Genomic DNA, 20,024 nt, shown 5'->3' with positions numbered 1-20,024 from the left:
AGACAACCATGACGTTCCCCACCGCCGTCAAGATCGTCGAAGTCGGCCCGCGCGACGGGCTGCAGAACGAGAAGACCTTCGTGCCGACCGACGTGAAGATCGCGCTCGTCGACCGCCTGTCGCACGCCGGCTTCCGCAACGTCGAGGCCGCGTCGTTCGTGTCGCCGAAATGGGTGCCGCAGATGGCCGACGGCGCCGACGTGATGGCCGGCATCGAGCGCCGCGCGGGCACCGTGTACTCGGTGCTCACGCCGAACCTGAAGGGCTTCGAGAATGCGGTCGCGGCGCGCGCGGACGAAGTCGTGATCTTCGGCGCGGCGAGCGAGGCGTTTTCGCAGCGGAACATCAACTGCAGCATCGCCGAGAGCATCGCGCGCTTCGAGCCGGTCGCGAAGGCGGCGAAGGATGCGGGCCTGCGGCTGCGCGGCAGCGTGTCGTGCACGCTCGGCTGCCCGTACCAGGGCGACGTGCCGGTCGCATCGGTCGTCGACGTCGTCGAGCGCTTCGCGGCGCTCGGCTGCGACGAGATCGACATCGCCGACACGATCGGCGTCGGCACGCCGACGCGCACGCGCGAAGTGCTCGCGGCCGTCACGCGCGTGTTCCCGCGCGAACGCCTGTCGGGCCACTTCCACGACACCTACGGCCAGGCGCTCGCGAACATCTACGCGGCGCTGTTCGAAGGGATCGAGATCTTCCACGCGTCGGTCGCGGGCCTCGGCGGCTGCCCGTACGCGAAGGGCGCGACCGGCAACGTCGCGACCGAGGACGTGCTGTACCTGATGCAGGGCCTCGGCATCGACACCGGCATCGACCTCGCGCAGGTCGTCGCCGCCGGCGACTTCATCTCGAACGCGATCGGCCGCGCGAACGTGTCGCGCGCCGGTCGCGCCCTGCTCGCCAAGGCGCAGAGCGCGGCCGACGCCGCGAACTGCGTATGACCCCGGTATTCGATGGATTCCTCAACATGACGACACCTGCTTCATTCGATTCCCTCCCCGATTCCGCGCGACGCGTCGCGCTGCTGCTGCGCGAGCGCGGCCATGCGAAAGGCATCGTGATGCTCGCCGAAACCGGCAAGACGTCGGCCGAAGCCGCGGCCGGGCTCGGCTGCTCGGTCGCGCAGATCGCGAAGTCGATCCTGTTTCGCCGCCAGTCGGACGGCGCGCCGGTGCTCGTGGTCGCGAGCGGCGTGAATCGCGTCGACGAGAAGAAGGTCGCCGCGCAAGTCGGCGCGGTCGGCCGCGCGGACGCGAAGTTCGTGCGCGACAACACCGGCTATGCGATCGGCGGCGTCTGCCCGATCGGCCATCTCGTCGAACCCGTCACGCTGATCGACGCCGACCTGCTCGAGCTCGACAGCGTGTGGGCGGCCGCCGGTCATCCGCACGCGGTGTTCAACCTGTCGCCGAACGAACTCGTGTCGCTGACGGGCGCGCCGGTCGCGGACGTCGCGTTGCGGGAGCCCGCATGAGCGACGTGCCGGTGACGGTGCCAGTCGGCACGGTCGCGTCGCCGTGCACCGACGTATGCCGGATCGATCCGCGCACCGACTGGTGCGCGGGCTGCCTGCGCACGCGCGACGAGATCAAGGGATGGCGTGCGTCGGACGACGACGCGCGGCGCGCGTTGCTCGCGCGGCTCGATGCGCGGCGGCGTCTGCTGGCGAGAAGCGGCGCATAAAAAAAAGCCGTTCAGCCTGACAGGCGAACGGCATCGAGATCGGAATCCTGTGAACGTGATCAACGTCACAGCCCGCATCATACGAGCGACGCGGCCGCATCGCATCGGGTGTTTCCCTACAACTTCTTACAGCGTCTTCCACGCGTGTGCGCGCACGACTTTTGCTCGCCATGTACGCACCCGCTGCCCGCAATACGCGCGCCTGAAATACGCATTCGACGAGCGGCTGCGCTGCCCCGTAGCGGCTCGCCGAATCGCACGACCGTTTCAGTGGCCGACGGCCGCACGACGGGCCGGCACGATGCGCCAGCCGAGATTCACGCCGGCCGCCGCGAGCAGGATCAGCAGCGCGCCGACCACCTGCGTCCACGCGAGCGTCTGCCCGAACGCGACGCGATCGACGACGATCGCGACAACCGGATAGACGAACGACAGCGCGCCGGTCATCGCGGTCGGCAGCTTCTGGATCGCGCCGTACAGCAGCACATACATCAGACCTGTGTTCACGACGCCGAGCACGACGAGGTCGAGCCACTGTCCGGCGGTCGCCGGCAACGTGCCGAAGTGCGCGAACGGCGCGAGCAGCAGGATCCCGAGGCCGGCCTGCAGCAACGCGAGCAGATGCGGCGGCGTGCCCTTCAGGTGCTTCGTGACGATCGACGAGATCGCATACAGGAACGCCGCGCCGAGCGACAGCGCAACACCTTCCAGATATTCGCCCGGCACCGCGAGCACGGCCGGCTCGACGCGCACCACGGCGACGAGCCCGACGAAGGCGAGCGCGAGCCACGCGAGCGTCGACGCGGTGATCCGCTCGCGGAACACGATCGCGCCGAGCGCGACGAGCATGAACGGCTGCGTGTTGTAGACGGCGGTCGCCATCGAGATCGACGCGCGCGAATAGGCGGCGAACAGCAGCAGCCAGTTCGCGACGATCGCGACGCTGCCGAGCATCGCCAGCGCGAGCATCCGCGGCGAGAACAGTGCACGGCGCAGGAACCCGAACGCCGCGCAGACGATCGCGAGCGTCGCGGCGCCGAACAGGCAGCGGAAGAACACGACGTTCGTCAGCGGCTGCTGCGACGACATCACGAGCCAGCCGATCGTGCCGGACATCATCATCGCGACGACCATCTCGGCGGCGCCGCGGCGAATTTCATTCGAAGCCATCGTGAACTCCGTTCAGAAGAGTGGATGACTTCGATTCTAGAAACTTGCTTTCGCGGCAACCACGGCTAAACTGAAGTGAATCGACCGATTCACCTTCGAAAGCAAAGCGATCATGCCGAAACGCCTTTCCCCGCCCGCCGTCGCGTCGCTCGACGCGACCGACCGCGCGATTCTCGCGGCGCTGGCCGACGACGCGCGCATCGCCACCAGCGAACTCGCCCGGCAGATCGGGCTGTCGGCGCCCGCGACGGCCGACCGCGTGCGGCGGCTCGAGGCGCAGGGCGTGATCGCCGCGTTCACCGTCGAGCTCGACCCGCGCGCGCTCGGCTACACGCTGCAGGCGATCGTCCGCGTGAAGCCGCTGCCCGGCCAGCTGCATCTCGTCGAAGAGATGCTGCGGCGGATTCCCGAGTTCGTGGAGTGCGACAAGGTGACCGGCGACGACTGCTTCATCTGCCGGCTCTACCTGCGCACGATCGCGCACCTCGACGACATCCTGTCGAAAGTGACCGAGCGCGCCGAGACGAGCACCGCGATCGTGAAGTCGACACCGGTGCCGCGCCGGCTGCCGCCGCTCGTCGAGGACGACGCCGCGCACCGCTGAACGAGGCGGCACGCGCGCCGCGCCGCCGACGTGCCCGCGCGTGTACCGTCAGGCAGCCGCGTCGCGCGCCTCGAAGAACGCCAGCAGTTCGTCGATCAGCGCGACGGGCGCCTCCTCCGGAATGTAGTGCCCGCACTCGAGCGCGCGGCCGCTGACGTCGCGCGCAACACGGCGCCATTCGTCGAGCGGATCGAAGCAGCGGCCGACGATTCCGTTCTCGCCCCACAGCACGCGCAGCGGGCACGCAACCTTGCTGCCGCGCTCGAGATCCGCACGGTCGTGCTCGAGATCGATCGTCGCGGACGCGCGGTAGTCCTCGCACATCGCATGCACGGCGCCCGGCTGCGCGAGCGCGGCGCGGTACGCGGCGAGCGCCTCGGGCGCGAACGGCGCGAGCCCGGCGGACCGGTTGCCCATCACGCGCTCGATGTACGCATCGGTATGCGCGCCGACCAGCGTCTCGGGCAGCGGCGCCGGCTGGATCAGGAAGAACCAGTGGAAATACGCGGTCGCGAACGCGCGATCGGTTTTCTCGTACATCGCGAGCGTCGGTGCGATGTCGAGCAGCATCATCCGTTCGACGGCGTCCGGATGATCGAGCGCGAGCCGGTGCGCGACCCGCGCGCCGCGATCGTGCGCGCACACATGGAAGTGCTCGAAGCCGAAATGCCGCATCACGGCGACCTGGTCGGCCGCCATCGCCCGTTTCGAATACGGCACGTGCTGCGCGTCGCTCGGCGGCTTGCCCGACGCGCCGTAGCCGCGCAGGTCGGTGGCGATCACCGTGAAATGATTCGCGAGCGTCGCCGCAACGCGATGCCAGATCATGTGGGTTTGCGGATGTCCGTGCAGCAACAGGAGCGGCGGACCCGCGCCTCCTTTGACACCGAAGATGTCGGTGTCCTGCACCGTCACGCGAAACGGTGCAAACGCCTCAAACGACATGGTTTATTTCTCGTTGGTTTGTTATGGCCGCTATTTTAGGAGCGCTTGCGCCTCTGCACAGCGGGGCAACAGCCAGAATCCGTAGAAAGAGAACACTCCCTCGATTGCCGGCACGCCACGCATTTTGTTAAGCTCGCGTAGAATCGCACGATCGTTCGTATTAATAAGGACGACCTCGTTTTACCGCTACACTCGAATCACCGTTCGACCGCAAAGCATGGCGCCGGCGCGACCGCGCGGGCGCCCCTGGAGACTGGAGACATCACATGGCATTGCCCACCGTCCTGCAAAACCTGACGCTGCCCGTCATCGCGTCGCCGATGTTCATCGTCAGCTACCCCGAACTCGTGCTCGCGCAATGCAAGGCGGGCATCGTCGGTTCGTTCCCCGCGCTCAACGCCCGTCCGGCCGAACTGCTCGACGAATGGCTCACGCAGATCCAGTCCGAGCTCGCCGACCACCAGTCCAAAAATCCCGGCGCGGCGATCGGCCCGATCGCGGTCAACCAGATCGTCCACCAGTCGAATGCGCGGCTCGAGCACGACGTACGCGTGTGCGTCGAGCACAAGGTGCCGATCTTCATCACGAGCCTGCGCGCACCGGCGCGCGAGATCGTCGACGCGGTGCACAGCTACGGCGGCATCGTGCTGCACGACGTGATCAACCTGCGCCACGCGCAGAAGGCGCTCGAAGCCGGTGTCGACGGGCTGATCCTCGTCGCGGCCGGCGCAGGCGGCCATGCGGGCACGACGTCGCCGTTCGCGCTCGTCGGCGAAGTCCGCAAGATCTTCGACGGCCCGATCGTGCTGTCCGGCGCGATCGCGAACGGCGGCTCGATCCTTGCGGCGCAGGCGATGGGCGCCGACTTCGCGTACATGGGCACGCGCTTCATCGCGACGCAGGAAGCGCACGCGATCGACGACTACAAGCACGCGATCGTGAACGCGAAATCGTCGGACATCATCTACACGAACCTCTTCACGGGCGTGCACGGCAACTACATTCGGGAGAGCATCGAGAAGGCCGGCCTCGATCCGGAGGCGCTGCCGGAATCCGACAAGACCAAGATGAATTTCGGCAACGACAAGACGAAGGCGTGGAAGGACATCTGGGGCGCCGGGCAGGGCGTCGGCCTGATGGACGACCTGCCGAGCGTGGGCGCGCTCGTCGAGCGACTGAAGCGCGAATACGACGACGCGAAGGCGCGGCTCGGCATTCCACGCTGACGGATGCGGCGGCCATCGCGGCCGCCGTCGGCGCGCATGCCGTCGGACAAAACAAAAAGCGCGAACCGCAGCGGTTCGCGCTTTTTCATTGCCCCGCTGCAGCGGGGCACACGGCGGTTCAGACCACGCGCTTCATCCGCGTGATCGGCAGCACGCGCAGGCGCGATTCGATCGACGGGCACAGCGACTGCCCTTCGAAACGCGCGGCCAGGAAGTCGACGAACGAACGCACCTTCGCGGATACGTGACGACGGCTCGCGTAGACCGCGTAGATCGGCGCCTCGTGCGGCGGCACCGCATCGAGCAGCACCGGCACGAGCCGGCCGGACTCGATGTCGTCGCCGACCACCTCGGTGCCGAGCAGCGCGATGCCCGCGCCCGCGAGCACGGCCGCACGCAGCCCTTCGAGATGGTTCACGATCAGGTTGCCGTTGAGGTTCACGCGCGACGCGGCGGCCGCGTCGATCACCAGCGAGTCGAGCATCGTCGAATTCGAGTCGCGCCGCAGGTAGTTGTGGTGCGCGAGATCGCCGATCGTCGCGGGCGTGCCGTGCTTCTCGAGATACTCGGGCGACGCGACCAGCAGGATGTGCGCGGTCGCGATCTGCCGCGCGACCAGCGACGACGATTTCAATCCGTTCGGCGCCGCGCGCACCGCGACGTCGTAGCCTTCCTCGATCAGGTCGACCACGCGATCGGACAGCGTCATGTCGACGGTCACGTCCGGGAACCGGCTCGCATAATCGGTGACGGCCTGCATCACGTGCCGCAGACCGAACGCCGATAGCGACGTCACGCGTAGCCGGCCTTGCGGCACCACGCTCGCAGCGCCGACGGCCTGCCCGGCTTCGTCGAGTTCGGACAGCGCCTGCACGAGGCGCTCATAGTATTCGCGTCCCGCCTCGGTAGGGGCGACGCGTCGTGTCGTGCGATGCAGCAGCCGTGCGCCGAGCTGCTGCTCGAGATGCATCACGTGCTTGCTCGCCATCGCAGCCGACATCTGCATGCGCTCGGCCGCGCCGACGAAGCTGCCCACTTCGACGACGTAGCGAAACACATTCATGCTGACGAGGGTATCCATCGAACTAGCTCGTAATGACGGGGGAATGGTCCAATTACGAGATAGGGTAACAAAGGCGGGGAAACAGAAAGGTCAAGAAAGGCAAAACGGCGCCGCGGGGTCGCAGCGCCGTTTTGGCGGGAAAACATGCAGTCCGGACGCGTTTTTCACACGCGTCCGGCGCACCGGCCGCGCGTGCGCGTCAGAACTTCGCGCGAATGCCGGCGCCGAACGTGTTGCCGGTCGACAGGCCGCTGATGTGGTCGTTCATGTACGCGGCGTAGACGTCCGTGCGCTTGGACAGCGGATAGTCGTAGCCGACGGCCCAGGTCTGGCGCGTCTGATCGAGGCCGCCCGAATCGCGCGAGTACGCGTACGACGCCATCGCGTTGCCCACGCCGAGCGGCACCGACACGCCGCCCTGCGCGGTGTTCACGTGCCAGCTGCCCGCGACCTGGTCGTTCTTCGTGTACATGTACTGGCCGAACAGCTTCACGAATTTCAGGTCGTAGGTGGCGCCGACTTGCGCGATGCCCTGGCTCTTCATGCCGGCCACCAGCGCGCTCAGGTCACGCGGGCCGTTGTTGAAGTTCACGTACTGGTAGACCGCGGTCGCCGCGAACGGGCCGTTCGCATAGTTGAACTGCGCGCTCCACTTCTTCGAGCCGTTGTCGCCGGCCTGGTTGCCGAGTGCGTACATCGCGCCGAAATTCAGGCCACCGAACGAAGGCGACGTGTACGAAAGTGCGTTGTTCCAGCCCGAATCGCCGACGGCACCCTGGTCGCTCGGGTAGGTCGGGAACGTGCCGAGGCCGAGGAACACGTGGTACACCATCGGCGAGAAGGTGTACGAGTCGTAGAACGGGTTGAACAGGATCGTCGACAGGAACAGGTGCGTGGTCAGGCGGCCGGCCGTGACCGTGCCGTACGGCGAATCGATGCCGACGTAGGCGTTGCGCGCGAAGAACGTGTCGCCCTGGAAGCGGCCGAACTGGCCGTTCTGTGCGCGGAAGAAACTTTCCAGCGTGAAGATCGCCTTGTAGCCGTTACCGAGATCCTCGGCGCCGTGCAGGCCCCAGTACGACGTCGACATCCCGCCGCCGCTCACGTTCCACGCACGGTTGCCGCCCGGGAACTTGGTTGCGCCGACCCATTCGTCGACCTGACCGTAGAGCGACACGCTCGACTGTGCATGGACGGGTGCGGTAGCCGCCACGCAGGCGGCCGCGGCGATCAGCTTGACGGACGTGCGCGACGCACGGCGAGCGAATGCTTTCATTGGATCTCCAGATTTTGTCGAATGGTCGATAAGTGGCGCGAGCGTTGTTTTTTGGAGCCGAGTGCTTGCGTCGTATGGGGCGCAGCCATCTTTACGGATCATTCGTCCGGCCAAAATTGCGCACACTTATTGCTGGTATAGCGCCAGCATTAACTTCGCGGAATGGATACATGGCCGGCCACCTGCCGGCGGCCCCGCACGAACGCGGTCGCGCGGCGGGACGGCAGCGGGGCACACGCGAGCCGGGCGCGAAAGATAGCGCAATGCGACGGGAAAATCAGCGGAAATCTGTGCGCGACTGTGGCGAATTCGCATCAGCCGGCGGAGGGCCGAGCGCGCGGGCGCTCAGTTTCGGTAGAACGGGGAGAAAGACGGCGAGTGCGCAGGCTCTTCCTGCGAGCGGGGCGGCGGCATCGGACGTCCGCCGCGCTCCTCGTTGTAGCGCGCGACGTCGGCGCGGATCGAACCGGCACGCAGCGGCACGTTGCCGCCGCCCGGCGGGCGCGGCACCTGGCGCACGTCGGCGCTGATCGGACGATACGGGCTTTGCGCGGCGTAATGGCCATACGACGGCGTCGGCCGCAGCCCCCAGCGGGAGCCGTAGCCGTTCACGCCGCCGGCGCGTGCACCGGGCGAAGGCGCCACGCGGCGCCAGACGGGCCCGCCACCAGCCGGCTGACCGTACGCGCGCATGTCGCCGCCACCGAAGCCGTGGCCGCCGAAGCCCTGGCCGCCGAACGCATGACCGCCGTGGGGCGGCTGCGCGAGCGCGAGCGGCAACAGCAGCGCGCCGAGCACGCCTGCCACCCATCGTCCGATCTTCCGTTTCACCCGTTCCGTCATCGTTCAGTGCCTGTCCACGCCCGCCGCCGGCTCCTTTCGGCCGACCCAAGGCTTTCAGCAGTAATTTATGAGCGGGCCGAAAGCGTGTCGAGCCAAAAAGTGTTATGTCGCCGGCATCGGTGTAACACCATGTTACTGCTAGGTTTTTTCACTTCCGGGCGCGACCGCGACAGAACATTCTTCTGCCGTTTTGCGCACGGCCGGGCCGGCGCCGCGGGCGCTGGTGCATGAGATTGGCTCATCAATCGATTCCCACAATGCATTTGTGTAGTGAATCGCCGACCGGGACAATGGCGCCATCCGCGCGCGCGATGCGCGCCCTGGTCGTTTCCGAATCGAGTTCCCGATGGCCCGTCCCCGTTTTCTCCCCGACAACTTCACGCTCGCGCTCGTCGGCACCGTCGTGCTCGCGAGCCTCCTGCCGTGCCGCGGCCCGGCCGCCCATGCGTTCAACTGGGCGACCAACATCGCCGTCGGCCTGCTGTTCTTCCTGCACGGCGCGAAGCTGTCGCGCGAGGCCGTCGTCGCGGGCGCGACCCACTGGCGGCTGCACGCGGTCGTGCTGCTCAGCACGTTCGCGCTGTTCCCGCTGCTCGGCCTCGCGCTGAAGCCCGTGCTGCAGCCGCTCGTCACGCCGACGCTGTATGCGGGCGTGCTGTTCCTGTGCACGCTGCCGTCGACGGTCCAGTCGTCGATCGCGTTCACGTCGATCGCGAAGGGCAACGTGCCGGCCGCCGTGTGCGCGGCATCCGCGTCCAGCCTGCTCGGGATCTTCGTCACGCCGGCGCTCGTCGGGCTGATGATCACGTCGCAGTCGGCGGCCGCCGCGTCGCCGTGGAGCACCGTCGGCAGCATCGTGATGCAGCTGCTCGTGCCGTTCATCGCCGGCCAGTTGCTGCGGCCCGTGATCGGCGGCTGGATCGACCGCAACCGCGGCGTGCTGCGCTTCGTCGACCAGGGCTCGATCCTGCTCGTCGTCTACGTCGCCTTCAGCGAGGCCGTCAACGAAGGCCTGTGGCACCAGATCCCGCCGCGCGCGCTCGGCGGCCTGCTCGTCGTCAACCTCGTGCTGCTCGCGATCGCGCTGCTGCTGACCGCGTTCGTCAGCAAGCGGCTCGGCTTCAACCGCGCCGACCAGATCACGATCATCTTCTGCGGGTCGAAGAAGAGCCTCGCGGCCGGCGTCCCGATGGCGAAGGTGATCTTCTCGGCGAACGCGGTCGGCGCGATCGTGCTGCCGTTGATGCTGTTCCACCAGATCCAGCTGATGGCGTGCGCGGCGCTCGCGCAGCGCTGGGGCGCGCGCGACATGACCGGCGAGCACGACGAGGGCGACGCGGCATCGGCGTCCGGCGCGCTGAGCCCGGGCAAGCGCTGACGAGCAGGCGGGACGGCCCTCGAGTGGTGCCGTCCCGACGTTCTCGCTTTCCGCCTTTCCGCCTTTCCGCCTTCCGCCTTCCGCCTTCCGCCTTCCGCCTTCCGCCTTCCGCCTTCCGCCTTCCGCCTTCCGCCTTCCGCCTTCCGCCTTCCGCCTTCCCGCCGCACCGCCGCACCGCGCTTCCCGCCGCACCGCCGCACCGCGCTTCCCGCCGCACCGCCCTTCCCGATGCGCCCCAGGCGCAATGCACCACCACCGCTCATCGCGTCACGAAATCTTCATTCAATTCTCCGCGGGCGATGCCGTTATGCCGGGCGTCCTGTCGATTCGGCTGCCCTCGCCCATGCCCGCGCCCCACTCCGACTCCGCTGCCGCCAGCATCCCGCGCCTGATCGCGGATCGCGCGCTCGCCGCCGTCTTCCAGCCGATCGTCGATCTCGGGTCGGGAACGGTCGTCGGCTACGAGGGCCTGATCCGCGGCCCGCGCGGCACCGACCTCGAACCGCCCGCCGCGCTGTTCGCGCAGGCCGCGCGCGAAGGCGAAACGATCGCGCTCGAACAGGCCGCCGCGCGCACCTGCCTCGATGCATTCGCGGCGCTCGGCTGCGACGGCAAGCTGTTCCTCAACTTCAGTGCCGGAACGATCCTGAAGCTCGCCAGCGAACGCGAGCGGGCACGCCAGCTCCTCGTCCGCGCGCGGATCGGCGCCGAGCGCATCGTGATCGAGCTGACCGAGCAGAACGCGATTCCCGATGTCGCCCAGATCGGCCCGGCGGTCGCGTCGCTGCGCGACGCCGGCATCCAGTTCGCGCTGGACGACTACGGCACCGCGAACGCGAGCATGAACCTGTGGCTGCGCCTGCATCCCGACGTCGTGAAGATCGACCGCTTCTTCATCCACGACATCGCCCGCGACCCGCTGAAGTTCGAGGCCGTGAAGGCGATGCAGCACTTCGCGCAGGCGAGCGGCGCGAAACTGATCGCGGAAGGCATCGAGAACGAAAGCGACCTGATCGTCGTGCGCGACATGGGCATCTGCTGCGTGCAGGGTTTCCTGCTCGGCCGGCCGAACGCGCAGCCGTCGCGGGTCGTCGCGCCGGCCGCGCGCGATGCGATCCGCGCGCCGCACATCGCGGTGTTTCCCGGCGCGACGCGCTCGGTGCGGCCGGCCGGCACGATCGCCGGGAAGATGCTGGTGCCGGCGCCGGCGCTGCCGCGCGACGCGACCAGCAACGACGTGCTCGACCTGTTCAACCGGATGCCCGACCTGCATGCGGTCGCGCTCGTCGAACGCGGGCGGCCCGTCGCGCTCGTGAATCGCCGCGGCTTCATCGACCGCTTCGCGCTGCCGTATCACCGCGAGGTGTTCGGGAAGAAGCCGTGCCTGCAGTTCGCGAACGACGCGCCGCTGATGATCGACAACGCGACGACCTTCGAGCAACTCGCGATGCTGCTCGCGAGCCACGACCAGCGCTATCTCGCGGACGGCTTCGTGATCACCGAACACGGCCGCTACGTCGGGCTCGGCACCGGCGAGAGCCTGGTGCGCGCGGTGACCGAGATGCGCATCGAGGCCGCGCGCTACGCGAATCCGCTGACGTTCCTGCCCGGCAACATCCCGATCAGCGCGCACATCGACCGCCTGCTCCAGCGCGACGCCGGCTTCCATGCGTGCTACGTCGACCTGAACCAGTTCAAGCCGTTCAACGACCAGTACGGCTACTGGCAGGGCGACGAGGTGCTGAAGTTCGCGGCGACGGTGCTGGCCGGCGTGTGCGACCCGCAGCGCGACTTTCTCGGGCATGTCGGCGGCGACGATTTCCTCGTGCTGTTTCAGCGCGACGACTGGCGCGAACGCGCCGCCGACGCGATCGCCCGCTTCAACGAAGGCGCGCAGCTCTTCTACACGCAGGCCGACCGGCAGGCGGGCGGGCTGCACGGCGAGGACCGCCACGGCAACCCGGCGTTCTTCGGCTTCGTGACGATGGCGATCGGCGCGGTCGGCGTGGCGGCCGGCGCGCACGGCGCGAAACGCTACGGCAGCGACGAGATCGCGTCGGTCGCCGCACTCGCGAAGCGGCGCGCGAAACAGCAGCCGGATGGGCTCGCGGTCGTCGACCTCGATGCGGGGCGCGCCGCGCTGCGCCATCGTGGCGAACCGCCGGCCGTGGCAATCCGCTGAACGGCGGGTGACCGCCGCTTGCAGACACGGCGGCGCCCGGTGCGGTGATGGCGCACGTCCACCCGCCATGCAGCCAGACCGTTAGTTGCACTGCGCCTGTCCGGCGGCCCGCGGAGGCAACCGCGCACGACTCGCGCGAATGCGTGAAGCCAGCCCGCTTGCCGCCCGTTTCCCGCTCGCCATGCACCCGCACGTTCACCTTGCCTTTTTCGCGTTTTGTTTAGTATTTTTAGTAACGGTGTTTTCGCAGATTAGCGCCTAAAACACGGGAATTTGCGGGTATTCCCCGGCTATCCGGCCCGAATTCCGCAATACGTTTTACTATACAATCGCTCTCACCCTAAACAAACCGGACCCCGAACGATGGGTACGACCATTCGCGATGTGGCACGGGCGGCAGAGGTCTCGATCGGCACCGTCTCCCGCGCGCTGAAAAACCAGCCGGGCTTGTCCGAAGCGACGCGTGCGCGCATCGTCGAGATCGCGCAGCGGCTCGGCTACGATCCCGCGCAACTGCGGCCGCGCATCCGCCGGCTCACCTTCCTGCTGCATCGCCAGCACAACCGCTTTCCGGCCAGCCCGTTCTTCTCGCACGTGCTGCACGGCGTCGAGGATGCGTGCCGCGAGCGCGGCATCGTGCCGACGCTGCTCACGGTCGGGCCGAACGACGACGTGCTGCGCCAGATGCGCCCGCACGCGCCCGACGCGATCGCGGTGGCCGGCTTCATCGAGCCGGAGACGATCGAGGCGCTCGCCGCGACCGGCCGCCCGCTCGTGCTGATCGACCTGTGGGCGCCCGGGCTGCGCTCGGTGAACATCGACAACGCAACGGGCGCGGCGCTCGCGATGCGCCACCTGCTCGCCACCGGCCGCACGCGGATCGCATTCATCGGCGGCTCGCCCGCGCACTACAGCATCGCGCAGCGCGCGATCGGCTACCGGCGCGCGTTCTTCGAGGCCGGGCGGCTGTTCGATCCCGCGTACGAAGTGACGATCGATGCGGGGCTCGATCCCGACACCGGCGCCGCGCGGGCGATGGAGCAGCTGCTCGACGCGCCGGGCCCGCGCCCGGAAGCCGTGTTCGCGTACAACGACGCGGCCGCGCTCGCCGCGCAGCGCGTCTGCACCGCGCGCGGGCTGCGCATCCCCGACGACATCGCGATCGTCGGCTTCGACAACATCCCGGCCGCCGCGCACGCGAGCCCGCCGCTCACGACGCTCGCGGTCGACAAGGAGGCGCTCGGCCGCCGCGGCGTCGAGCTGCTGCTCGCGGAAGCGCCCGAGCGCACCGAGATTTCCCTGCCCGTCGAGCTGATCGTACGGGCCAGCAGCCAGCCCGCCGGCTCCCCGGCACTCGATACCGCCACGGCCACCGAATCATCATGAACATGCCCCCGGTCCAACCCTGCACGGCCGCGCCGGCCGCCCACACGCAAGCCGCGCCGTTCGTCGCGAGTTTCCGCGATCCGTCGTTCCTGCTGTCGCACATCGAGGACACGCTGCGTTTCTACGCGACGAACGCGTTCGACCCGACGGGCGGCTTCTACCACTACTTCCGCGACGACGGCAGCATCTACAACCGCACGTCGCGCCACCTCGTCAGCAGTTGCCGGTTCGTCTTCAACTACGCGATGGCGTACCGGCATTTCGGCGATCCGCGCCACCTGGAATATGCGCGCCATGGGCTGCGGTTCCTGCGCGACGCGCACTGGGACGACGCACTGCAGGGCTACGACTGGGAACTCGACTGGCGCGACGGCGCGAAGCGTGCGACGCTCGACGGCACGCGCCACTGCTACGGGCTCGCGTTCGTGCTGCTCGCGGCCGCGCACGCGACGATGGCCGGCCTCGACGAGGCCCGCCCGCTGATCGCGGCCACCTTCGAGCTCGCCGAGCACCGTTTCTGGGATGCGGCCGCGGGCCTCTATGCGGACGACGCGACGCCGAACTGGATCGTGTCGTCGTACCGCGGCCAGAATGCGAACATGCACATGACGGAGGCGCTGCTCGCGGCGTACGAGGCGACCGGCCACCTCACGTACCTCGATCGCGCGGAAAAGCTCGCGTCCCACATCACGCAGCGCCAGGCCGCGCTGTCGGGCGGGCTCGTGTGGGAGCACTACCATGCGGACTGGTCGGTCGACTGGGATTACAACAAGGAAGACAGCTCGAACATCTTCCGCCCGTGGGGCTTCCAGCCCGGGCACCAGACCGAATGGGCGAAGCTGCTGCTGATCCTCGAGCGGCACCGCCCGCTCGACTGGCTCGTGCCGCGCGCGGCCGAGCTGTTCGACGCGGCGCTCACGCACGCGTGGGACGCCGATCACGGCGGCCTGTGCTACGGCTTCGGCCCCGACTTCACGATCTGCGACCACAACAAGTATTTCTGGGTGCAGGCGGAAACCTTCGCGGCCGCCGCGATGCTCGGCGCGCGCACCGGCAGCGAGCGCTTCTGGGACTGGTACGACGAGATCTGGCGCTACAGCTGGGCCCACTTCGTCGATCACCGCTACGGCGCGTGGTACCGCATCCTCACCTGCGACAACCGCAAGTACAGCGACGAGAAGAGCCCGGCCGGCAAGACCGACTATCACACGATGGGCGCGTGCTACGACGTGCTCGCGACCCTCGCGCGTGCGCAGCGCAGCGAGCCGACGCAATGAGCGGCGGCACGTTTCCGGCTTTCGTGTCGGCGGGCGACATCCTGACCGACATGGTGCGCGCGGGCGACGCGCAATGGACCTCGGTGCCGGGCGGCGCCGGCTGGAACGTCGCGCGCGCGGTTGCGCGGCTCGGCGTGCCGAGCGCGCTCGCGGGCTCGATCGGAGAAGACTGCTTCTCCGACGTGCTGTGGCGCACGAGCGAAGCGGCCGGGCTCGACCTGCGCTTCCTGCAGCGCGTCGCGCGGCCGCCGCTGCTCGCGATCGTCCACGAGACGCGCCCGCCCGCGTACTTCTTCATCGGCGAAGCAAGTGCCGACCTCGCGTTCGATCCGGCGCGGCTGCCGGCCGGCTGGACCGATCACGTGAAATGGGCGCACTTCGGCTGCATCAGCCTCGTGCGCGAACCGCTCGCCGGCACGCTGGCCGCGCTCGCGGCCGACCTGCACGCGCGCGGCGTGAAGATCAGCTTCGACCCGAACGTCCGCAACCTGATGACGGCCGCATTCCGGCCGACGCTCGAGAAGATGGCCGCGCTCGCCGACCTGATCAAGGTGTCCGACGAGGATCTGCGGCACCTGTTCGGCGGCGACGGCCCCGACGCGGTTGGCGCGGTGCGCGCGCTGAACCCGCGCGCGGCGGTGCTCGTCACGCGCGGCGCGCAGGCGGCGACGCTCTACGCGGACGGCGACGTGCATGAAGCGAGCCCGCCGCGCGTCGAGGTGGCCGACACCGTCGGCGCGGGCGACGCGTCGATCGGCGGCATGCTGTTCAGCCTGATGGCCGCGCCGCAGCGAACCTGGCGCGAGCACCTCGTGTTCGCGCTGGCGGCGGGCGCCGCGGCCTGCCGGCATACGGGCGCGCACGCGCCGACGCTCGACGAGGTCGTCGCACTGATCGAACGATAACGGGAGGATGGCGGCCGGATCCCGTTCGGTCACCGATAAGCCGCGCTGTACATGCTGCGCCGCAGTGCTACGATGAAGTGTCCTTTTGCGGGAGAGCACCATGGACACCAACACGTTCACGAAGGGCATCTACACGGCCAAGGCGCATACCCAGCATGCGGGCAACGGGCAGTTCCAGGGTTACGTGATCCTCGCGCGGGACGACGGGGACGACACCGAGAACACGCGCTACGACGTCCACTCGACGAGCCCCAGCGAGGAGGAAGCATTCGACGAGGCGAAGGCGCTCGCGCACCGGATCCTCGGCGAAATCGAGTTGTAGCGCGCCGCCGCTCTTTTCGGCGCGGCTCAGAGCAGCCGCGCCGCCATCGACAGCAGCATCGTCAGCACCAGCGTCGACATGAACGGGAACGGGTAGCGCCGCCCGCCGAGCGTCAGCGTGACGTCGCCCGGCATCCGCCCGATGCCGAGCTTGCCGAGCCACGGCCAGCAGCGCGTCAGGATCATCACCGCGACGAACGACGTCATCAGCCAGCGCAGCATGGCGGCTCCCGTCAGAGTGCGTGCGAGCGGTCGCCGCGCGCGAACGCGTCGAGCGTGCCGTCGATGCCGCGCGAGAACGCGATCACCTTGAACAGCTCGCCCATCTCGGCTTCGGAGATCAGCTTCTGCACCGCGTTCGCGGCCGGCAGGAACGCGTGGATGTCCGACGGATCGATCGCGGACAACGCGTCGGTGATGCCCGCGTTCAGCAGGAAGCGCGCCTGCGACGTGTAACCGAGCAAATCGGCGCCGGTCGCGACGGCGGCGTCGTAGATGCCGGTGAATTCGACGTGCGCGGTGATGTCCTGCAGCCCCGGGTACAGGAACGGATCGTCGTGCGCGTGGTGGCGGTAGTGGCACATCAGCGTGCCGCGGTCGCGCTGCGGGTGGTAGTACTCGTGCGCGGGAAAGCCGTAGTCGACCAGCAGCACCGCGCCGCGCCCGAGCATCGTGCAGACGGTGCGCGTGAACGCCAGCGCGGCCTCGTGCGTCTCGGTCACGTAACCGTGCGCCGCGTCGGCAAGGCTCGCGAGCACCGGCGGCAGGCCGCCCGGTGCGGCCGGACGGTCCTCGAACACGAACGCCTGCCGCGCATCGAGCGCGACGCCGCGCTCCCGCCATGCGCCGCCCGCCTTCGCGAACAGGCGCACCGGCATCGCATCGAGCACCTCGTTGCCGACCACGACGCCGTCGAACCGCTCGGGCAGCGCGTCGAGCCAGCGCACCTTCGCGGCGAGCGCCGGGGCGGCGGCCGTGATCGTGTCGCGCTGCCGCTCGCGCAGCTCGCCCGAGAGATCGACGATCAGGTAGGCGTCGAGTTCGACGCCCAGCGCGTCGAGCGCCGCGAGCAGCCCGGCCGCGAGCTTGCCCGTGCCGGCGCCGAATTCCATCACGCTGCGCGTGCCGCTCGCCGCGAGCGCTTCCGCGACCGGCTGCGCGAGCGTCTGCGCGAACAGCGGCGACAGCTCGGGCGCGGTGACGAAGTCGCTGCCGTCGTCGGCGCGGCGCCCGAACTTGCGCGCGCCGCCGCTGTAATAACCGAGGCCGGGCGCATACAGCGCGCGCTCCATGAAGCGGTCGAACGGCAGCCAGCCGCCGGCCGCCGCGATCTCGTCGCGCAATTGCGCGGCGAGGGTTTCGGACTGCGCGAGCGCGTCAGGGCCGGGAGCAGGTAAACTAGCGGGTTCGTGAGCTTTCGGGTTCATCCCGGCATTGTAAATGACCGTTTCAGCCGATACGTCGACCCAGCGCGTGGCGCTCGTCACGGGCGCCCTGGGCAGCGCGGCCGACGCCGCGTCGATCGGCCGTGCGCTCGCCACCGGATTCGCCCGGCGCGGCTGGGACGTCGCGCTGCAGCGCAGCCACGGCGCGCCGCATGCGGCAGCCGACGCACTCGTCGCCGAAGTCGCGGCGCTCGGCCGCCGCGCGGTCGTGCTCGACGCCGATCTGGCCCTGGAAGCCGAGGCCGCCGGACTCGTCGCCGCGTGCGGCACTGCGCTCGGCCGGCCCGCGTGCGCTGTGTTCGTGAGCGCCAGCGCCGGCGCCGACGACGCGCACACGGTGGACGGCGCTTCGCTCGCCGGCGCCCTCGCCCGCAACGTGACGGCGCCGCTCGCACTGGCCCGCGCGCTCGCCGATGCGACGCCCGACGCCGCGCGCGAGCACGAGGCGCTGCGCGCCTGCGCGATCCACGTGCTGGATCAGGCCCTGTTTCACCCTGCGCCGGCGCAGATGTCGCACGCGCTGATGCAGGCCGCGCTGAATCGCGCGACGTCGGCGCTCGCACTGGCGCTCGCGCCGAAGGTGCGGGTCGCGGCGCTCGTGCGCGGCCACGCGCCGCACGCGGACGACATCGCGGCGGCCGCCTGCTATCTCGCGAGCGCGCCGGGCGTCACCGGCGCGACGCTGACCGTCGACGGCGGCGAGCACCTCGTGCCGCCCGCCGCCGGCCCGAATGAATGAACTGCGCGGAAACGCGCGGCCTGAGCGCCGCCGCCCGCGCCGCTTTGCGTGCGCGCACGCCAATTTGACTGGGACGACCATGTTTTCCGCTCTCCTGCACCCCCGCCTCGCGGACTGCCGCAGGCTCTACCTGCGCGACTACGAAGTGCACATCAACATCGGTGCCTTCGAACACGAGAAGCGCGGCGAGCAGCGCGTCGTCATCAATATCGACCTGTTCGTGCCGCTCGCGCTGTCCACCCCCGTCGACGACCGGCTGCATGAAATCGTCGACTACGATCTGATGAAGCAGAGCGTCACGCAATGCCTGGCGCGCGGCCACATCCACCTGCAGGAAACGCTGTGCGACGCGATCGCCGCGCGCCTGCTGGCGCACGATGCCGTGCGCGCGGTACGCGTCCGTACCGAGAAACCGGACGCTTATCCGGACTGCGACGCCGTCGGCGTCGAAGTCTTCCGCATCAAGGACGAGAAGCGAGCATGAACGCCCCCCACATGAATGACACGGCGGCCGATGCCGCCACCCTCGACACGCCCGCCGCCCCGGCCGGCCGCCCGGCGCTGACGCGCCGCGAGCAGAAGGACGCGTACGAGAACAACAAGCTGTTCAAGCGGATCGTGCGCCAGGTCGGCCAAGCGATCGGCGACTTCAACATGATCGAGCAAGGCGACAAGGTGATGGTGTGCCTGTCGGGCGGCAAGGACAGCTATGCGATGCTCGACGTGCTGCTGCGCCTGCGCGAACGCGCGCCGATCGATTTCGACATCGTCGCGGTGAACCTCGACCAGAAGCAGCCGGGCTTCCCGGAGCACGTGCTGCCGGAATACCTGAAGCAGGTCGGCGTGCCGTTCCACATCGAGAACCAGGACACCTACAGCATCGTCAAGCGGCTCGTGCCCGAAGGCAAGACGACCTGCTCGCTGTGCTCGCGGCTGCGCCGCGGGATCCTGTACCGCGTGGCCGGCGAACTCGGCGCAACCAAGATCGCGCTCGGCCACCACCGCGACGACATCGTGCAGACGCTGCTGCTCAACATGTTCTACGGCGGCAAGCTGAAGGGGATGCCGCCGAAGCTTCAGTCGGACGACGGCAAGAACATCGTGATCCGCCCGCTCGCGTACGTGAAGGAAACCGATCTGGAGAAATATGCGGAGCTGCGCGAATTCCCGATCATCCCGTGCAACCTGTGCGGCAGCCAGCCGAACCTGAAGCGCGCGGAAATGAAGGCGCTGATCCGCGAATGGGACAAGCGCTTCCCGGGTCGCGTCGAGAACATGTTCAACGCGCTCGCGAAGGTCGTGCCGTCGCACCTGATGGACACGACGCTGTACCCGTTCCAGTCGCTGCGCGCGACGGGCGAGGCGGATCCACAGGGCGACATCGCGTTCGACGAGGAACCGTGCGCGTCGGGCGACGACAGCGCGGCACCGGGCGGCGCCCAACCGATCTCGATCGTCCAGTTCGACGACCTGTAAGCAGGGCCGGAACACCCGCCGGAACGGGGCCGCAAGGCCGCTTTCCGGGGCTGTCGCCCCGCCGCGACAGCCCCGGGACGGCGGAGGCCGCATGCTAAAATGGTC

21 protein-coding genes are annotated in these 20,024 nt (G+C 68.8%); 14 read left to right on the top strand and 7 right to left on the bottom strand.

What is annotated here, in order from left to right; translation table 11 throughout:
• The first annotated feature begins 8 nt into the window (after nucleotides 1-8).
• Genes LGM56_RS21265 through LGM56_RS21255 form a run of 3 tightly spaced genes read left to right on the top strand, consistent with a single transcriptional unit; the run spans nucleotide 9 to nucleotide 1,683 of the window.
• Entirely contained in the window at nucleotides 9-941 is a 933-nt protein-coding gene (locus LGM56_RS21265) for a hydroxymethylglutaryl-CoA lyase (protein ID WP_226206717.1), read from the top strand.
• A gap of 26 nt (nucleotides 942-967) precedes the next feature.
• On the top strand, nucleotides 968-1,474 hold the full coding sequence (locus LGM56_RS21260) for a YbaK/EbsC family protein (protein ID WP_226206716.1): 507 nt from the start codon (nucleotides 968-970) through the stop codon (nucleotides 1,472-1,474).
• On the top strand, nucleotides 1,471-1,683 hold the full coding sequence (locus tag LGM56_RS21255; protein WP_011353411.1) for a DUF1289 domain-containing protein: 213 nt from the start codon (nucleotides 1,471-1,473) through the stop codon (nucleotides 1,681-1,683). Before LGM56_RS21260 ends, LGM56_RS21255 begins: the two co-directional genes overlap by 4 nt.
• A gap of 267 nt (nucleotides 1,684-1,950) precedes the next feature.
• Here the strand turns inward: LGM56_RS21255 and LGM56_RS21250 are convergent, their stop codons facing one another.
• Nucleotides 1,951-2,853, bottom strand: coding sequence for a DMT family transporter (locus LGM56_RS21250; protein WP_226206715.1), 903 nt, complete (start codon nucleotides 2,851-2,853; stop codon nucleotides 1,951-1,953).
• Between the two features lie 112 nt (nucleotides 2,854-2,965).
• Here LGM56_RS21250 and LGM56_RS21245 point away from each other — a divergent pair, with 112 nt between their 5' ends.
• The gene (locus LGM56_RS21245; protein ID WP_089495761.1) at nucleotides 2,966-3,457 is read left to right on the top strand and encodes an Lrp/AsnC family transcriptional regulator; all 492 of its coding nucleotides are present in this window, start codon (nucleotides 2,966-2,968) and stop codon (nucleotides 3,455-3,457) included.
• Nucleotides 3,458-3,505: 48 nt separating this feature from the next.
• Here the strand turns inward: LGM56_RS21245 and LGM56_RS21240 are convergent, their stop codons facing one another.
• The gene (locus LGM56_RS21240) at nucleotides 3,506-4,402 is read right to left on the bottom strand and encodes an alpha/beta fold hydrolase (RefSeq protein WP_226206714.1); all 897 of its coding nucleotides are present in this window, start codon (nucleotides 4,400-4,402) and stop codon (nucleotides 3,506-3,508) included.
• 266 nt (nucleotides 4,403-4,668) lie between these two features.
• Between LGM56_RS21240 and LGM56_RS21235 the strand changes: the two genes are divergently transcribed.
• Nucleotides 4,669-5,628, top strand: a complete 960-nt coding sequence (locus LGM56_RS21235; protein ID WP_226206713.1) for an NAD(P)H-dependent flavin oxidoreductase — start codon at nucleotides 4,669-4,671, stop codon at nucleotides 5,626-5,628.
• Between the two features lie 118 nt (nucleotides 5,629-5,746).
• Here the strand turns inward: LGM56_RS21235 and LGM56_RS21230 are convergent, their stop codons facing one another.
• The 3 genes from LGM56_RS21230 to LGM56_RS21220 all read right to left on the bottom strand — a co-directional run bounded on the left by LGM56_RS21230 (nucleotide 5,747) and on the right by LGM56_RS21220 (nucleotide 8,810).
• Complete coding sequence (locus tag LGM56_RS21230; RefSeq protein WP_226206712.1) at nucleotides 5,747-6,709, bottom strand: LysR family transcriptional regulator; 963 nt, start codon at nucleotides 6,707-6,709, stop codon at nucleotides 5,747-5,749.
• 181 nt (nucleotides 6,710-6,890) lie between these two features.
• Nucleotides 6,891-7,967, bottom strand: a complete 1,077-nt coding sequence (locus LGM56_RS21225) for a porin (protein WP_124585037.1) — start codon at nucleotides 7,965-7,967, stop codon at nucleotides 6,891-6,893.
• 345 nt (nucleotides 7,968-8,312) lie between these two features.
• On the bottom strand, nucleotides 8,313-8,810 hold the full coding sequence (locus LGM56_RS21220) for a peptide-binding protein (protein WP_089495765.1): 498 nt from the start codon (nucleotides 8,808-8,810) through the stop codon (nucleotides 8,313-8,315).
• A 346-nt stretch (nucleotides 8,811-9,156) separates the two neighbouring features.
• Between LGM56_RS21220 and LGM56_RS21215 the strand changes: the two genes are divergently transcribed.
• The 6 genes from LGM56_RS21215 to LGM56_RS21190 all read left to right on the top strand — a co-directional run bounded on the left by LGM56_RS21215 (nucleotide 9,157) and on the right by LGM56_RS21190 (nucleotide 16,260).
• Nucleotides 9,157-10,188: a bile acid:sodium symporter family protein gene (locus tag LGM56_RS21215; protein WP_226206711.1), complete on the top strand. Its 1,032-nt coding sequence runs from the start codon at nucleotides 9,157-9,159 to the stop codon at nucleotides 10,186-10,188.
• Nucleotides 10,189-10,531: 343 nt separating this feature from the next.
• Nucleotides 10,532-12,370, top strand: a complete 1,839-nt coding sequence (locus tag LGM56_RS21210) for an EAL domain-containing protein (RefSeq protein WP_226206710.1) — start codon at nucleotides 10,532-10,534, stop codon at nucleotides 12,368-12,370.
• A gap of 363 nt (nucleotides 12,371-12,733) precedes the next feature.
• Nucleotides 12,734-13,756, top strand: coding sequence for a LacI family DNA-binding transcriptional regulator (locus tag LGM56_RS21205; RefSeq protein WP_089441179.1), 1,023 nt, complete (start codon nucleotides 12,734-12,736; stop codon nucleotides 13,754-13,756).
• The gene (locus LGM56_RS21200) at nucleotides 13,753-15,033 is read left to right on the top strand and encodes an AGE family epimerase/isomerase (protein ID WP_226206709.1); all 1,281 of its coding nucleotides are present in this window, start codon (nucleotides 13,753-13,755) and stop codon (nucleotides 15,031-15,033) included. Before LGM56_RS21205 ends, LGM56_RS21200 begins: the two co-directional genes overlap by 4 nt.
• A complete protein-coding gene (locus tag LGM56_RS21195; RefSeq protein ID WP_089495767.1) occupies nucleotides 15,030-15,938 on the top strand; it encodes a carbohydrate kinase family protein in 909 nt (302 codons plus the stop codon). Before LGM56_RS21200 ends, LGM56_RS21195 begins: the two co-directional genes overlap by 4 nt.
• A 100-nt stretch (nucleotides 15,939-16,038) precedes the next feature.
• Nucleotides 16,039-16,260 (top strand): hypothetical protein, encoded by a 222-nt coding sequence (locus LGM56_RS21190; protein WP_011353424.1) that lies wholly within the window; start codon nucleotides 16,039-16,041, stop codon nucleotides 16,258-16,260.
• Nucleotides 16,261-16,286: 26 nt separating this feature from the next.
• Here LGM56_RS21190 and LGM56_RS21185 read toward each other — a convergent pair whose 3' ends face one another.
• A complete protein-coding gene (locus tag LGM56_RS21185) occupies nucleotides 16,287-16,481 on the bottom strand; it encodes a DUF2905 domain-containing protein (protein ID WP_089495768.1) in 195 nt (64 codons plus the stop codon).
• 11 nt (nucleotides 16,482-16,492) lie between these two features.
• Nucleotides 16,493-17,686 carry a class I SAM-dependent methyltransferase gene (locus LGM56_RS21180; protein WP_226206708.1) on the bottom strand — a complete coding sequence of 398 codons (1,194 nt, stop codon included), beginning with the start codon at nucleotides 17,684-17,686 and terminating at the stop codon, nucleotides 16,493-16,495.
• Between the two features lie 13 nt (nucleotides 17,687-17,699).
• Here LGM56_RS21180 and LGM56_RS21175 point away from each other — a divergent pair, with 13 nt between their 5' ends.
• The 3 genes from LGM56_RS21175 to ttcA all read left to right on the top strand — a co-directional run bounded on the left by LGM56_RS21175 (nucleotide 17,700) and on the right by ttcA (nucleotide 19,919).
• Entirely contained in the window at nucleotides 17,700-18,443 is a 744-nt protein-coding gene (locus LGM56_RS21175) for an SDR family oxidoreductase (protein ID WP_226206707.1), read from the top strand.
• A gap of 79 nt (nucleotides 18,444-18,522) precedes the next feature.
• Nucleotides 18,523-18,927 carry a dihydroneopterin aldolase gene (locus tag LGM56_RS21170; RefSeq protein WP_089495770.1) on the top strand — a complete coding sequence of 135 codons (405 nt, stop codon included), beginning with the start codon at nucleotides 18,523-18,525 and terminating at the stop codon, nucleotides 18,925-18,927.
• On the top strand, nucleotides 18,924-19,919 hold the full coding sequence (ttcA, locus tag LGM56_RS21165; protein WP_046544270.1) for a tRNA 2-thiocytidine(32) synthetase TtcA: 996 nt from the start codon (nucleotides 18,924-18,926) through the stop codon (nucleotides 19,917-19,919). The genes LGM56_RS21170 and ttcA overlap by 4 nt, the downstream gene beginning before the upstream one ends.
• The last annotated feature ends 105 nt before the right edge of the window (nucleotides 19,920-20,024 follow it).

It is taken from the genome of Burkholderia sp. AU38729 (genome assembly GCF_020419725.1).
GTDB lineage: Bacteria > Pseudomonadota > Gammaproteobacteria > Burkholderiales > Burkholderiaceae > Burkholderia.
Note: the sequence above shows the minus strand (reverse complement) of the source record. Positions and strands in the feature narration are given on the sequence as shown.